Annotated in this window: 17 protein-coding genes and 1 tRNA gene; 4 read left to right on the top strand and 14 right to left on the bottom strand. The window is 31.4% G+C overall.

Annotated features, from left to right (window positions below; translation table 11 throughout):
• Window positions 1–4: 4 nt before the first annotated feature.
• The 9 genes from FYJ26_RS06995 to FYJ26_RS06955 all read right to left on the bottom strand — a co-directional run bounded on the left by FYJ26_RS06995 (window position 5) and on the right by FYJ26_RS06955 (window position 5,830).
• Window positions 5–1,186 carry a coenzyme F420-0:L-glutamate ligase gene (locus FYJ26_RS06995; protein WP_154540983.1) on the bottom strand — a complete coding sequence of 394 codons (1,182 nt, stop codon included), beginning with the start codon at window positions 1,184–1,186 and terminating at the stop codon, window positions 5–7.
• A 434-nt stretch (window positions 1,187–1,620) separates the two neighbouring features.
• Window positions 1,621–2,355: an NAD-dependent protein deacylase gene (locus tag FYJ26_RS06985; RefSeq protein WP_154540979.1), complete on the bottom strand. Its 735-nt coding sequence runs from the start codon at window positions 2,353–2,355 to the stop codon at window positions 1,621–1,623.
• A 32-nt stretch (window positions 2,356–2,387) separates the two neighbouring features.
• Entirely contained in the window at window positions 2,388–2,546 is a 159-nt protein-coding gene (locus FYJ26_RS10820; protein WP_176270015.1) for a hypothetical protein, read from the bottom strand.
• An 8-nt stretch (window positions 2,547–2,554) separates the two neighbouring features.
• A complete protein-coding gene (locus FYJ26_RS06980) occupies window positions 2,555–3,256 on the bottom strand; it encodes an ABC transporter permease (RefSeq protein ID WP_229771223.1) in 702 nt (233 codons plus the stop codon).
• 37 nt (window positions 3,257–3,293) lie between these two features.
• Complete coding sequence (locus tag FYJ26_RS06975; protein ID WP_154540975.1) at window positions 3,294–4,082, bottom strand: ABC transporter permease; 789 nt, start codon at window positions 4,080–4,082, stop codon at window positions 3,294–3,296.
• Window positions 4,079–4,777, bottom strand: coding sequence for an ABC transporter ATP-binding protein (locus FYJ26_RS06970; protein WP_154540973.1), 699 nt, complete (start codon window positions 4,775–4,777; stop codon window positions 4,079–4,081). The genes FYJ26_RS06975 and FYJ26_RS06970 overlap by 4 nt, the downstream gene beginning before the upstream one ends.
• Window positions 4,770–5,120 (bottom strand): GntR family transcriptional regulator, encoded by a 351-nt coding sequence (locus FYJ26_RS06965; RefSeq protein ID WP_154540971.1) that lies wholly within the window; start codon window positions 5,118–5,120, stop codon window positions 4,770–4,772. Before FYJ26_RS06965 ends, FYJ26_RS06970 begins: the two co-directional genes overlap by 8 nt.
• 8 nt (window positions 5,121–5,128) lie before the next feature.
• Window positions 5,129–5,389: a barstar family protein gene (locus FYJ26_RS06960; protein ID WP_154540969.1), complete on the bottom strand. Its 261-nt coding sequence runs from the start codon at window positions 5,387–5,389 to the stop codon at window positions 5,129–5,131.
• Window positions 5,390–5,830 carry a ribonuclease domain-containing protein gene (locus tag FYJ26_RS06955; RefSeq protein ID WP_154540967.1) on the bottom strand — a complete coding sequence of 147 codons (441 nt, stop codon included), beginning with the start codon at window positions 5,828–5,830 and terminating at the stop codon, window positions 5,390–5,392.
• A gap of 44 nt (window positions 5,831–5,874) precedes the next feature.
• Between FYJ26_RS06955 and FYJ26_RS06950 the strand changes: the two genes are divergently transcribed.
• Window positions 5,875–6,336 (top strand): 2-thiouracil desulfurase family protein, encoded by a 462-nt coding sequence (locus FYJ26_RS06950; protein WP_154540965.1) that lies wholly within the window; start codon window positions 5,875–5,877, stop codon window positions 6,334–6,336.
• 104 nt (window positions 6,337–6,440) lie between these two features.
• Window positions 6,441–6,517 (top strand) — tRNA-Pro (locus FYJ26_RS06945).
• A 302-nt stretch (window positions 6,518–6,819) separates the two neighbouring features.
• On the opposite strand, the gene FYJ26_RS06940 is transcribed toward FYJ26_RS06945, so the two are convergent.
• The 5 genes from FYJ26_RS06940 to FYJ26_RS06920 form a co-directional block, all read right to left on the bottom strand.
• Window positions 6,820–7,758: an ABC transporter permease gene (locus FYJ26_RS06940; protein WP_154540963.1), complete on the bottom strand. Its 939-nt coding sequence runs from the start codon at window positions 7,756–7,758 to the stop codon at window positions 6,820–6,822.
• A complete protein-coding gene (locus FYJ26_RS06935) occupies window positions 7,758–8,861 on the bottom strand; it encodes an ABC transporter permease (protein ID WP_154540961.1) in 1,104 nt (367 codons plus the stop codon). The genes FYJ26_RS06940 and FYJ26_RS06935 overlap by 1 nt, the downstream gene beginning before the upstream one ends.
• Complete coding sequence (locus FYJ26_RS06930) at window positions 8,854–10,380, bottom strand: ABC transporter ATP-binding protein (protein WP_154540959.1); 1,527 nt, start codon at window positions 10,378–10,380, stop codon at window positions 8,854–8,856. Before FYJ26_RS06930 ends, FYJ26_RS06935 begins: the two co-directional genes overlap by 8 nt.
• Before the next feature lie 210 nt (window positions 10,381–10,590).
• Entirely contained in the window at window positions 10,591–11,658 is a 1,068-nt protein-coding gene (locus tag FYJ26_RS06925) for a BMP family lipoprotein (RefSeq protein ID WP_154540957.1), read from the bottom strand.
• 99 nt (window positions 11,659–11,757) lie between these two features.
• Complete coding sequence (locus FYJ26_RS06920; RefSeq protein WP_154540955.1) at window positions 11,758–12,783, bottom strand: M42 family metallopeptidase; 1,026 nt, start codon at window positions 12,781–12,783, stop codon at window positions 11,758–11,760.
• Between the two features lie 199 nt (window positions 12,784–12,982).
• Between FYJ26_RS06920 and FYJ26_RS06915 the strand changes: the two genes are divergently transcribed.
• Together FYJ26_RS06915 and FYJ26_RS06910 are read left to right on the top strand one after the other, a co-directional pair.
• Window positions 12,983–13,699, top strand: a complete 717-nt coding sequence (locus tag FYJ26_RS06915) for an MIP/aquaporin family protein (protein ID WP_154540953.1) — start codon at window positions 12,983–12,985, stop codon at window positions 13,697–13,699.
• Between the two features lie 20 nt (window positions 13,700–13,719).
• The gene (locus FYJ26_RS06910; protein WP_154540951.1) at window positions 13,720–15,201 is read left to right on the top strand and encodes an NAD(P)/FAD-dependent oxidoreductase; all 1,482 of its coding nucleotides are present in this window, start codon (window positions 13,720–13,722) and stop codon (window positions 15,199–15,201) included.
• The last annotated feature ends 82 nt before the right edge of the window (window positions 15,202–15,283 follow it).

Below are 15,283 nucleotides of genomic sequence, written 5' to 3'. Positions count from 1 at the left end.
TCCCTTAATTGTTTGAATAATTATCAAAATACCCTTGTATAAGAACAATAGGGGTTCCCTTATCACCTGAACCAGATGTAAGATCGCAAAGTGATCCTAAAAGGTCTGTAATTTGTCTAGGTGTTGTTCCTAGAGTTTCATCAGTACCTTTTAAGTTTGATGATTTATTTGCAATTCTTTCTTTCATAGCTTCAGTTCTTTGTTCAATTGAAAGGTCTTTAAATTCATTATCAGCTATATATTTGATTTTAAGCTCGTTTGGTGTTCCCTCTAGTCCTTTTGTATATGCTGGAGATACAACAGGATCTGCAAGTTCCCATATCTTTCCAACTGGATCTTTGAAAGCACCATCTCCGTAGATCATAACTTCAACTTCCTTACCAAATTCTTTAATAAATCTTTTTTGAAGTTCATCTACAAATGCTTGACCATTTCTTGGGAAGAGTTTTACAACATCTTCTGTAGAAAGATTTGAACCAAGTAAACCATAATCTTTATTATAACCTGAACCATCAATTGACTCTGTCATTATTTCATCTAGTGAGTAAACTTCTTTAGCACCAGAATTTTTTAGTAATTTTTTAGTTAATTCCCTTGTGTGGATTGAACAAACTAATACACTTTCTGTAAATTTAAGAACATCCTTAGGATTATTAAAAAAGTGTACTTCTGAGTTTTCTGCCATTTCCTTATATAAAGAAATATAGTCAACTCCAGTAAATTCGTGTTTGTAATCTCCAGCAAGTTTTCTGAATTCTTCTTCATTTAGAATATCAGAATATGGATTAACATCACTTTCAAATAAGTCAAGCTTATCCATAATATAGTTTCCTACCTCATCTTGTGGGTAAGATAAGCAAATGTGTAATTTTTTACCACTTAATGCAAAGGCCTTTAGCATAATTGAGAACCTATTTCTACTTAAAATTGGAAATAGGATTGCTATTTCATCTCCCTTAAACTTATTATTGATGTCTTTAGCAATTTGTTCACAAGATGCATAGTTTCCTTGAGCTCTTGCTACAAGTGATTCAGTTACACAGATTACATCCTTGTCATTAATTTTGATATCATTTGATTTAACAGCATTAACTACGCTATCAAATACTATATCTTCTAAGTTATCCCCTGTCTTAATGATAGGTGTTCTCACACCCATTGATACTGTTCCTATTAATCTATCCATACTCTCTCCTTCCTGTCGTATTATACAACAAGTTTTTAAAAAAATAAAGAATTTTTTTTAGGATTTTACCTTCTGTTTTGTCTTGCATTTAGGACATTTAACAATAATTTTGCCTTTTCCCTTAGGTATACGTAATTCCTGTTTGCATGATTTACATTTAATATACTTATACTCAGAATTCCCAAACATTTTCCTTTTTAGATATCTATATTTTTTTTGGATTGGATTTAAAATTTTAAGTTTAAATATATAATTCTCACTATTTCTTTGCAAATCATTTAAAGATAAAGTTCTAAATATAGCATATACAAATATTATACTTGCAAATATATTCAGAAAAGTTTCCTTGACGAAAAAATTTATTACTAAAAATAATATAGCTTGCCATACAAGAGCTATAGATAGTTCATCTATTCCATGTCTTTTTTTCAAAATTAAACACCCTCCACTAATTCTTTCATAATTTTTGATATATCTCCTTGTAAAAGGAAATCAGCACTTTTATCTTTTGGAGTAGGATCCATATTTATTACTATGAGCTTATTACCTCTATAAAAGTCAATAAGTCCTGCCGCAGGATAAACTACAAGACTTGTTCCTCCTACAATCAAAACATCAGTCTCACTAATAAGTTTTACTGCATAAGATAAATTATCAGAATTTAAGCTCTCTCCATATAAGACTATATCAGGACGAACTAATCCTCTGCATACATCACACTTTGCAGCACGATTGAAGCTTTTTACATAATCAAGGTCAAATTTTTTACCACAATCTAAACAGTAATAGTCTCTCAAGTTTCCATGAAGCTCAATTACATTCTTACTTCCAGCTTCTTGGTGAAGGGAGTCTATATTTTGTGTTATAACTGCCTTAAGTTTACCGATATTTTCAAGCTTTACCAAAGCCTTGTGGCAATCATTAGGTCTTATACCTTCAATCATCAGATTTTCTTTGACATAATCCATAAATTTATCAGGATGATTTGTAAAAAACTCATGGCTTAACATATACTCAGGAGAGTAATCTGAATCATTGTTTCTATTGTAAAGGCCTGTTGCAGACCTAAAGTCAGGAACCCCTGATGCAGTTGACACACCTGCTCCTCCAAAAAACACAATATTGTTTGATTCTTTAATTATCTTTTTTACTTCACTTATATTTTCCATAAATCCCCCTTCCTATATAAAACTATACCGCTTTAATGTTTTTTATTATTATCACAACTCGCCCCTAAAAATGCTCCTATGACAGCGCATCCTACAGATACCATCTCTTTTGACGGAAAATCATAGATATTATTTATAATAACAGATACAATCACACCCAAAAGTATTCCAATATACATGTTTTTATTCATAAGACTCCTCAAGATAGGTCCAAATCATTTTTTAGGATTTTTATATTAAAAAAACTAAGTATTAAAGCTGTAAGTATGTAATATAAAAAACCTGTAATGTTTAGAAGCTTCCTTCCACTTACTTTTACATAAGCTGATATAAAGGCCAAAGTATTGTCTCCACTTCTTACTAGACTTCCATCACTTAGGAATAAAAAATACCTATTTAGAAAAAATCCACCAACAAAGATAAGGCCTATAAGTAAAATTATAATAATCACTGTATTTTTCCTTTTAAATAAGAACCTATCCATCTGCATAAACAAAAATATTAAAAGGCTAAATACATTTAAAATTATCATAGCAAATATAATTGATATTAAAGACCATATATTCATAAATCTACCTGATAGATAAAATAAAAATATAGATAAAAATACCAAAAGATAAAAAAATATATTTATTACCAAAAGTTTTGCTGTCAAAAATTCTCTTGCTGAAATAGGAAGAGAAAAAGTTAATATCGACCTATCTGTATAAAGGTCCTTGTAAAAGGTATTTATAACAAAATATATCATAGTCATTATAAAGACCCCTATGAGGATTATCTCAATAGAGTTTATAGCAGAACCAACTTCCAAAAGACTTGTAAAAGAACCAATAGTCCTTACAGATACAAGACTTACAAGAAGAATTACAAAGCAAATAAAAGTCGATAGGAAAAATTTCATATTTGATTTCACGTCATATTTTAAGTACTTACGCATATTAAAAATCTATCCTTTCTTCTATTAAATACTCATTTATAAAAAATGAAATTGTTATTATAAGTAGGCTTAAAAGAGATGTCCGTACATTTATCCCCAAAATCTTTCCATCAAGACCCATATATACCATAGAGATATCAACTCCATTTATATGGATAAGATTTTCTAGAGAGAAATTTCTTAAATTAAGGCAAACAGGACTTAAAACATATATATTTCTAAAAATCCATATTATTAATGAAAATAAAACTATGGCAAGAACTATAGTTACAAAATTATAGTACCTTTTAAATATCTTAACCCTAGACAAGCTTAGACCTAAGACTAGCAAAAGATAAGCCATAGAATAATAAAGTCCCAATACAAAGCTAAAAGTAGAAATTCTACCTACAGTAAAAGCTATTGTTATCTCCTTTATACTTAAAATAAAAGATGAAAATAAAAGCCAGAATATATAGGTAAAGATTGAAATAAAAGCTACAATTAAACTTGCCAAAAACTTCGCCATTAAAACCTTTCCTACAGATATATTTATAGTAAATGTAATATAAGACGACTTGTCAAATATGTCCCTTTTAAATCTAGATGCAAAATATATCAATGAAATAGCAAGGATTATAATGCCTTGAGCAATTATCAAAATGAGAATTGCCAACTGCCTATCATTTACTCCAAGACTATCAGACTTTGCCATAAGTCCAATAAAACTTGCTGATAAAAGACTTAAAAATATCTCTAACAAAAGAAATCCACTTGATCTTTTTAGCTCATATCTTAAATACCTAATCATATAACAAAAATTTCCTTATATAAATCAACCATTTGCTTTTTGTACTTATCCCTTAAGTTTTCTGCGTCATCTTCAAGGATTATTTGACCCCTTTGAATAAAGGCTGCCCTATCAAAAAGATTCTCCAAATCTCCTATTTGATGTGTAGTAATAATTATTGTTCTACCTATATCTACAGTTTTTATTATAGATGCTAAAATCATATCCTTGGCAATTGGGTCAACCCCCTCAATCGGCTCATCTAGGATATATAATTTTGTATCCCTTGAAAGAGTTAGTGCCAAAAGAAGTCTTTCTTTCATACCCTTAGATAACTTATCAGAATAACCTTCTTTTGGGATTTTCATATATTCTAAAAGGTCCTTGCAGACTCTCATATTGAAATCATCGTAAAAATCCTTATAAAGATTTATTGTATCTTCTATTGTTAGATTATCATAAAGATGGTAGGCATCAGGAAGATAAGAAATAATCTTTTTTGTTTCAAGTCCTTGTTTTTTTCCATCTATTATAATCTCTCCATCATCAGGTTTTATAAGACCCATTATAGACTTTAAAAGAGTTGTTTTACCAGAACCATTGGGACCCATAAGACCCAAAATCTTCCCTCTTTCAAGCTTTAAATTAAGACCATCTAGGACATTGGTCTTTCCATATGATTTTTTTAAATTTTTAATCTCTAAAATATTATCCATTAGAATTCATCCTTAAATTTATAAAGTCAAAAGCTCCCTCATTATTAATACCTATTGAGTTCATTTTATCAAAGTATTCATTCAAATACCCATTGGCAAACTCTATTATGAGAGCATTTTTCTTATTCTCATCTATAGTCATATAGTAATAGTCACTTCTTGATTCTATCAAGTCCTCATCCATAAGTCTTTGGTAGGACTTATCAACATAAGATGGATTTACCCTAAATTTATTTATAAGAAAGTCCTTATCATAAAATTTATCTCCATCTTTTAAAAGGTTTCTTATAATATTTAAGGCTACAAAATCTCTAATTTGATTATTAACTGACCTATCTTTCATAAAAACTCCTAACTAAACTTCAAAAAATCTATATCAAGGTCAAAAGTTAAACTTGCCTTCATAAAACATGATATGACTCTTTCACCATAATCTCCAAGACTTTCATAGATTTTTCCATAATTTTTTATAACAATTCTTTCATCTTCTATAGAAAGAAGGTCAAAAAGTCCGTCAAGATTATTAGCCTCATATTCAAAGTCAAAGCTTTCATTTAATAGATCATAAAAATCTTTCTTTGACCTTATATCTTTAAAATCAACAATTATCATCTAATTCTCCTTGCTAAAGCTATTATAGTGGTCATTAGTGTAATAAATATTAAAGTCTTCGTCAAAGACAAGTCTTTCAGGACCTCTCTTTCCACCATTATAATTTACATCACACTCTTTGTAATCTCCTTCAGGAAGATTTTTTTCAAAATTTCCAAAATAATCTCCCCCTATAACTCCCTTATCGGTAACTTCCCACAAGTTTCCCTCTTTTGGAATCCGACCAAGCTTTCTGGCTTCTTTTTTCGTAAGGTAGTTTGGGGGAAGTTTCTCATACTCTTTTAAGTAAGCTATAACATCATCTTTTTTATAATAGGCCTTATCTTCTGAGATAGTACTTTCATTTGATATCTTTGTTGTAGAAGAGTCTACACATCCTGTTAAAAGAAATATCACAGAAAAAGCAAATAAAAATTTAAGTAAAAAGTTTTTAATTCTCATTTCCCATCTCCTTTGCTATAATTATATCAGAATGGAGGCTTAAAATGAATGTTCTAGTGTCAAAGTGCCTTTTGGGCTGTAAGTGTAGGTACGATGGAGATGATAATAAAATAAAGGAAATTAATCAGATAAGAAAAAACAACCCTAGCCTTAATTTTATAGGAATCTGCCCTGAAGTAGAGGGAGGAATGGAGATTCCAAGAAAGCCTTGTGAGATAAAAAATAAAAAAGTTATTAATGAAGATGGGGTCGATAAGACTCTATTTTTTAAAAAGGGTGCAGAGATTTCTAAGAAAAAAGCTTTAAAAAATAATGTGAAAGTTGCCCTACTTAAGGCAAAAAGTCCATCTTGTGGGAAAGACTATATCTATGATGGATCTTTTTCAAAAAAACTTATAAAGGGAGATGGAATAACTTGCCAAGCTTTAAAAGAATGTGGTATAATAATTTTCAATGAGAAAGAAATTGATGAGTTTTCTTCTTATATTATTGGAAATTTTTCCTAGTTTATAGCCTAAATCAAGCCAATCTTACAAAAGGTTAAAAACTTTTAAAAAAGATTTGACAAAAGTATTTAAAGGCTGTATACTATATATTGTCGTTAGGACATCGGGGTGTGGCGCAGTTTGGTAGCGCGCGTGGTTTGGGACCATGAGGCCGAAGGTTCGAATCCTTTCACCCCGACCATTTTATTGCAAGCTTGCGCTTGCTTTTTTAGTTGTAATACGTAAATTTTCCCTTTTAAATGCACCATGTGGTGCTTTTTTTATATGTATTTTTAAATAACTTTTTAATAAATAACATTAAAGTTTAGTCAATATTATTTTTTATAATTTAATTGTATTGATTAAAATATTATATAATTAAAACTTATATATATATTGCATTTTATAATCAATTATAACACTTCAGATACCGAATAAAAACGACGAGAGCTTGTTGACTTATAATCATTTTAATAAAGTCAACAAATTCTCGTCTTTTTTTCTTTATTGTATATCTTCTGTAAGATATGGCTTACCACTTGCACTTGGTGCGTGGGATTTTTTGTTAAATATCATTAAGAAGACTAGTATTGATATATATGGAATCATTGAGATAAATTCCATAGGTATTGTTATAGCTGTTCCTGTTAGATAAGTTGCTATAGCTTGGGTTAGTCCGAAAAATAAACTTCCTACTAATACCCCTTGTGGTCTCCAGTTACCAAATATTACGCAAACAAGGGCTATGTATCCTTGTCCTGCTATAAGGGTTGGCGAGAATACACTTACTACCGCAAGTGACATGCTTGCTCCACCTAAACCTGCCATAAAACCTGAAAACATCACTGCAAGATACCTTATTCTTCCTACAGATATATCTAAGGTTTCTGCAGCCTTTGGATGCTCTCCTACTGCCACTAACCTAAGTCCCCATTTTGTCTTGTTTAAAAATATATATATTAATATTACAAAGACTAATACTATATAAACTGTAGCATATTGGGAAAAGATATTTTTTAAAGCTTGGTTTGTAATAAGTCCGTCAAATAGTCTTGGAATCTTATTTTCAAGAGCTATGGATGGGGTTTGAGTTGCTCCATCAAAAAATATCCTTGATAGAAAAAGGGCAAGACCAGGTGCTAAAGTGTTTATTGCAATACCTGATATGGTTTGGTCTCCTGCAAATGTTACTGAAACTATGGCATGAATTAGACCAAAAAACATACCTGCAAGACCTCCAGCTAAAAATCCTATCCAAGGGTTTTTGGTGTAATAGCCTACCGTTGCACCTATTAAAGCACCAATTGTCATCATTCCTTCAAGTCCAATATTTACTACACCTGATTTTTCTGAAATCATGCCACCGAGACCTGTAAATAATACTGGTGTAGCATTTGAAAGTGTATTTCCTATTATAAGTCCTAATACTGTCAAATTAAGCATTATTTATTGCCTCTCTTTCTTAATTTTGCCTTTATAATCTTAAAGATTAAAGGAATAGCTGTAAATAAGATTATAGTTCCTATAATTATTGATATAAGCTCACTTGGCACTCCCATTGCCCTTTGAAGATTGCTTCCTGCATATTTAAGTGAACCTAGAAAAAGTCCTGAGAATATACATCCTATAGGGTTATTGGATGCAAGTAAACTTACTGCAAGCCCATCAAAACCGAAATTTTCCATGGCAGATAAAAGTGGGAGCGAATAAGTATAGCCCATAACTTGAGTTACCCCTGCAAGAGAACAAAGAGCTCCTGAAATTGCCATAGATTGGATAATTTTGTTATTGGCATTTATACCTCCATAAATACTTGCTTCCCTATTTAAACCTACAGCTTTAAGCTTATAACCAAGGCTTGTTTTATTAAGAACAAACCAAACAAGTACTACACAAATAATAGCTAGAATAATACCCAAATGAATTGGAGCTTTGAAAAATTGTCCAAAAAATCCATCAAACTTCTTAGCCGCTCCATGGACAAGAGTTACCTTTGCTGAATCATTTATATCAAAAGTGGACATGGAGTTTGGCTTTTGATAGCGATAGACTATAAAATTTTGAAAATAAAAAGCAATCCAATTAAGCATTATTGTTGATATAACCTCATGAATTCCAAATTTGGCCTTAATAAATCCTGCAAGCCCACCATATATAAGCCCTGCTAAGATTGCAACTATTATAGTAAGAATTACATGAATTACAGGTGGTAGATTTAAAAGGTATCCAAATAAAAATCCTATAGTTGATCCTATTATAAATTGTCCCTCTGCTCCCATGTTAAATAAACCTGTTTGGAATGCAAAGCATACTCCTAGACCTGTAAGAATTATAGGCGTTGAATTTACAATAGCCCAGCCAATATTTCTAGGTGATTTAAAAACACCTTGGATAAGATTTATATAAGCGTCAATCGGATTATATCCTGCAAAAGCTAGTACTATAGCTCCTACCAAAAGACCTAGGATTATAGAAACTAAGGTAAAGCCTATTTTAGAATTGGCAAAGAGCTTTCTATTTTTATTGTCAATTTTCTTCTTAGTCATTGTTTCCTCCTGCCATTAGTATTCCTATTTCAAATTCATCAGTTTCTTTTGGATCTAGACTTCCTACTATTTGACCATCATAGATAACCCCTATCCTATCAGATAGATCCATAACTTCATCTAATTGAAAACTTACAAGTAGGACTGCCTTACCTTTATTTCTTAATTCTACCAAATATTGATGGATAAATTCTATAGCACCTACATCAAGCCCCCTAGTTGGTTGGGCTGCTATGAGAAGGTCTGGATTATTTGAAATCTCCCTAGCTATAATTACCTTTTGCTGGTTTCCACCAGATAAGGCTCCTACTTTCTCATCTATATCTCTTGGTCTTACATCAAATTTTTCTATTAAATCTTTGGCATTTTCATCTATTTTTTCAAAATTTAGGATACCATTTTTAGAAAATTCTGTACTATCTACTTTTTCTAAAATTAAATTATCCTTAATAGAGTACTCTAAGATAAGACCTCTTTTTTGCCTATCTTCTGGAATTTGATTCATTCCAAGCTCAAGAATTTCTCTTGGATTTTTTCCAGCTATATTAATTCCTTTTAGGATGATTTCCCCCTTTTGAATCTCTCTCATACCAGTTAGAGCATCTATAAGCTCCGTTTGACCATTACCATCAACACCTGCTATACCTAAGATTTCTCCTTGTTTTAAAGAAAGATTGAGTCCTTTTACCTTATCAACTCCCCTATTATCCTTAACCCAAAGATCTTTTATAGTAAGAATTTCCTTGCCTAGTTTAATATATTCTTTTTTTACATTAAAGCTTACATCACGACCTACCATCTTTTCAGCTAAAATATTTTCATCTACTTCACTTACCTTTACTTTGTCTACAAATTCTCCTCTTCTTATAATTGTACATGTATCAGCCATAGCCTTAATTTCCCTAAGTTTATGGGTGATAATTATAATTGATTTTCCAAGACCTGTGAGTCTGTTAACAATTTCTATAAATTCATTTATCTCTTGAGGGGTTAAAACTGCTGTAGGTTCATCAAAGATTAGTATATCAGCCCCATGATATAAGGCCTTTAAGATTTCAACTCTTTGTTGGCTTCCTACAGATATATCAGAAATTAAAGCCTTTGGATCTATATAAAGACCATAATCTTCTGAGAGTTTTTTAATATCTTCTTCTGCTTTTCTCCTATCTATAAGGGCGTTTTTTCCCTCATAGCCTAATATTATATTTTCACATACGCTAAAGGTTTCTATTAGCATAAAATGTTGGTGAACCATTCCTATACCAAGATTTATTGCCTTTTTCGGTGAATTATTTATGATTTTTTCACCTTTAATATAAATCTCTCCATCAGTTTGAGCAAACATCCCATACAATATGTTCATTAGGGTAGTCTTGCCCGCTCCATTTTCTCCCAATAAAGCATGGACTTCGCACTTGTGAAGGTCAAAGTCTACTCCCTTTAAGACTTCTTTGTCTCCAAAGCTTTTGTGGATATTTTTCAAACTGATTAGTGGTTTTTCTTCTAAATACTTATCCATAATACCTCACTACTAATTTAGATATTCTAAATATTTATAAAAAAAGAGTAGCTTAAATACTACCCTCAATTTTTAAATGATATCGAAAAGCTCTTTTTGAAATAAGTCATATATTTATAAACTTATGAACTTAGTAAAGCTTAGTTTAACTTAACTTTATCGAATCTTTGAGAATATTAAATTCTCCTACTCTTTTTTTGATATAATTACCTATTTATCATAAACCATTGAAGTAAATTCTTCTTCATTTTGTGGAACTTTAATTTTTCCATCAACTATTTGATTTCTTAAATCTTCTACCTTATCTTTTACTTCTTTAGAAACTAGGTCATTATCCCCATAAGCAATACCTAAAGCATCGCCATCTTTAAGTGAGTAAGATACAGTTTCTCCTCCCTTAAACTTTCCTTCTTTGTAGTCGTCAATTGTTAATTGAACTGCCTTGCCTACACCCTTTATAGTTGATGCTAGTATATTATCTGGAGCTTCTTCTTTTTGGTCACGATCAACACCTATAATGTATTTATTGTTTTCTTTTGCTGCTTCAAATACACCAATACCTGTACCACCAGCTGCTTGGAAGATTACATCTGCACCATTTTGATACATTTGGTTTGCAATATTTTTACCCTTAGCTTGGTCAGAATATGAGTTTGCATATTGAACTTGAACTTCAATATCTTTTCCCTTTTCTCTTGCAGCTTGCTTAACACCTGCCATAAATCCATATTGGAATCTATCAATTACAGCTGATTCCATACCACCAACGAATCCAACATTATTAGACTCTGTCTTCATGCCAGCTATATAACCTACCAAAAATGAATTTTCATGATCTGCAAAAGTAATTCCAAGTAAGTTTTTTTGATTTTTTGAATTTTCATTATCAATTATTGCATAATTTTGTTCTGGATTTTCTTCAGCAGCTTTGCTTGTTGCATCAAAAAGAGCATACCCAACTGTGAAGATAATATCAGATTTACTATCAAGAGCTGATTCAAGGTTTGGTTGATAATCTGAATCCTTGTGAGATTCTATATAATCAAACTTAATCTTACCTTCGTCTTGGTAGGCTTTAAGTCCCTCATAAGATGATTGGTTAAATGACTTATCATTTATACCACCTTGGTCTGTTACCATAGTTGCTGATACTTCAGCTTTTGAGCTATTACTAGCATTATTAGATTCTTTATTGCTAGAATCATCTTTCTTACCACATGCAACAAGACCTAGTGAAAGTGCAAGAATTGCAGCGGCTGTTTTAAATTTACTTTTCATATCTCCCCCTTTAAATTTAATATGCTTTTCTCACCTATATTTTATATGATATTGTTTTTTCTGTCCACATAAAAATCAAACTAACAAATTAATGTATACTTATTTTGTGATATAAGTTTTTAATAAATCAAATAAGGATAGGAGGGCTTTCTCATGGACTCTTTCATAGCCATGAGAGGCAGAAATACCTGCTCCAACTAAGGCATGTCTATAATCATAAGTGCTTACAGCAGCCGATGCATCTGAACCATAAAATGGATAAACATCAATAGCAAAGTCTATATCTATATCCTTTGCAATCCTTATCAAATCATTAGTTAAATCATAATTATATGGACCAGATGAGTCCTTAGCACAAATTGAAACTAAAAAGTCTTTTGTCTTTAAATCCTTATATACAACTCCCATATCAACAGCTATCATATCTCTAACGCCCTTTGGGTGGCCTGCACTAGCCCCATGACCAACCTCTTCGAATACTGTAAACATCATATAGATATTTCTATTAAATTCTATGTTTTTTTCCTTGATTTCCTTAGCAAGAGCTAAAAGAACTCCACTTGAGGCCTTGTCATCTAGGTGACGGGATTTAATAAAACCATTTGAATATTTAAATCTTGGATCAAGAGCTATAAAGTCACCTGCAAATATTCCTAATTTTTCAACATCTTTATCATCTTTAACAAGTTCATCTAAAACAACTTCCATATCTTCAAATTCCCTTTTTGAAGTCCTTGGGAAATCTGATCCATGAACACTTGCCTCATTTAGTCTGAAAACTCCACTATACTCCTTACCTTCTCTCGTAAAAACTTTAACATTTTCAAATTCTGCATAATTTAAGGGAAAACCACCCAAAGTTGTAACCTGTAAACATCCATTTTCTTTTATACTTCTTACCATAAGACCTAAGGTATCTATGTGAGCTGATAAAATCAAACCATCATTATTACTAGATTTTTCACTTATAGGAACTATGACATTTCCCTTGTTATTTTGATAAGGTCTATAGCCTAATTTTTCAAATTCATCTATCAAATATTTTTCACATTTTTTAGTAAAACCTGTAGGTGAAGGTATTGTACATAAGTCTTTTATATAGTTAATTATTGTATCTTTTTCCATATTATCTCCTTTTTTTCTGTTATCATTATAGGCTAAAAATATGCTTATGTAAATTTATCAAAAAATTTGAACAAGCTTTTTATTTATGCTATAATATAAATGTAAACATTTTCACATCCGAATATACAAAGAGCAAGAGCAACAGAATCTATTTTTGTTGCTTTTTTATATTTGGATAATACTTTAGAAGGAGGAGTATATGAGAGATATAGTATTAGGTGAATTTTTCGGAACCATGATATTGATACTTTTAGGTTCTGGAGTTGTTGCAAATGTTTCCTTAAATAAAAGTGGACAAAAAGGTGGAGGTTCAATTCAAATAACCATAGCTTGGGGTCTTGCTGTTATGATTCCAGCATGTATATTTGGTTCACTTACAGGAGCCCACTTTAATCCAGCCTTAACCATAGCACTTGCCTTAAATGGTAGTATTGAATGGGCAAGTGTTCCTTTTTACATATTAGGACAAATTCCTGGTGCATTTTGTGGAGCAGTATTGGTCTATATTTTATATAAAGACCACTATGATGCAACAAGTGACAATCCTGAATTAGTTAGGGGAACATTTTGTACAGCTCCATCTATTCCAAACACATTTAGAAACTTACTATCTGAAATTATTGGAACCTTTGTTTTAGTTTTTGCTATAATAGGGTTTGGCAATGTTGATGGTGCAGGTATGGCAGGAGTAGATAAAATTTTTGTATATGGTCTTATAGTTTCTATAGGTATGAGTTTGGGTGGTCTTACAGGTTATGCAATAAATCCTGCAAGAGATTTAGGACCTAGAATTGCTTTTGCAGTCCTACCTTTTAAAAACAAAACCGACCCTAATTGGGGATATGCTTGGATACCTGTAGTTGGACCAATAATTGGAGCAATAATAGCAGTAATAGTATATAACTTCATATTTTAATAGTTAGAAAGAAAGATAAAATGTATGATTTGATAATAATAGGTGCTGGTGTAAGTGGAGCATCTATAGCAAGACGCCTATCAAGATACAAACTTAAAATTCTTGTACTTGAAAAAGAAATAGATGTATCTATGGGAGCAAGTAAAGCAAACTCTGCTATAGTTCATGGGGGTTATGCAGAAAGTCATGATGAACTTAGGGGCAGGATATGCTATCCTGGAAGAGTTCAGTTTAAAGAATTAAACAAAGAGCTAAACTTTGGATTTTTGGAAAATGGATCCTTAGTCTTAGCCTTTAATCAAGAAGGTGAAAAAATCTTAGAAAAACTCTATAAAATGGGTATTCGTAATGGACTAGATGATTTGGAGATAATAGGTAAAGAAAAACTTCGAGAACTTGAACCAAATGTATCAGATGAAGCCATATCTGCCCTATATTGTAAGGGCGCTGGAGTTTGTTCTCCTTATGAGTATGTTATAGCCTTAATGGAAAATGCCATAGAAAATAAAACAGAGCTTAAACTTCAAAGTGAAGTAGTTGATATCAAAAAAGAAAACAACACTTTCAAGCTTAAAACAAAAGATGGTAAGTCTTATAAGGGACATTTCGTAATAAATGCATCAGGTCTTAATGGAGCTAAAGTATCCTCTATGATAACGAAAACTGATTTTGATATCCACCCTAGAAGTGGTGAATACCTTATTATGCAAAAAGGGACTGGAGATAGGATTAAACAAGTCCTATTTCAAACTCCATCTCCAAAATCTAAGGGAATCCTAGTAACAAGAACCTATCACAATAATCTTTTACTAGGTCCTGATGCTATAGATGAGGAAGAAATTGACCTTGGAACCCATATAGAAAGACTTGTAGAAATCTATAAACTAAGTCAAAAATCTGTAAAGAAAGATGTAATTGATTTAAAAGAATTTATAAGATCCTTTACAGGACTTCGCCCTGCATCATCAACAGGGGATTTTATAATAGAAAATACTGAAACTGATGGCTTTATAAATGTAGTAGGAATCCAATCTCCAGGAATAACCTCATCTCCTGAGATTGCAAAAATAGTTGAAGAAATATTAAAAGACTTGGGACTTGAACTTGAAGATGATCCAGACTATAATCCTTATAGAAAACCAATAATAGAATACAAAGAATTAGAAGACTTTAACAAGGTAAAAGAAAAGATTGACCTTCCACTAGGAGAAGACGAAAGACTTGTATGTAGGTGCGAGCAAGTAAAAGAATCTACCATAAGAGATGCAATGAATCGAGGCATACCAACCCTTAGCTTTGATGCAATAAAAAGACGTACTAGGTGTGGAATGGGATTTTGCCAAGGAAGTTTTTGTAGAAATAGAGTAATTGAAGTTATGGAAGATGAGTCAGGTGAAAAAATCAATTCAAACAAATTTGATACTGAACACTCTGGTATCACAAGAGTCAACAAAAAGGATATAAATGAATTTATAAAAAAATCCGAGAAAAAAGAAGATTAAGGATAAAGCTTTCGCAAATAATTTTGCGAGGGCTTTTTTGATATAATAAATTTGTAAGTAAATTTAATGTGATACAAGATTT

Source organism: Anaerococcus porci (genome assembly GCF_009696575.1).
Classification (GTDB): Bacteria; Bacillota; Clostridia; order Tissierellales; family Peptoniphilaceae; genus Anaerococcus; species Anaerococcus porci.
Note: the sequence above shows the minus strand (reverse complement) of the source record. Positions and strands in the feature narration are given on the sequence as shown.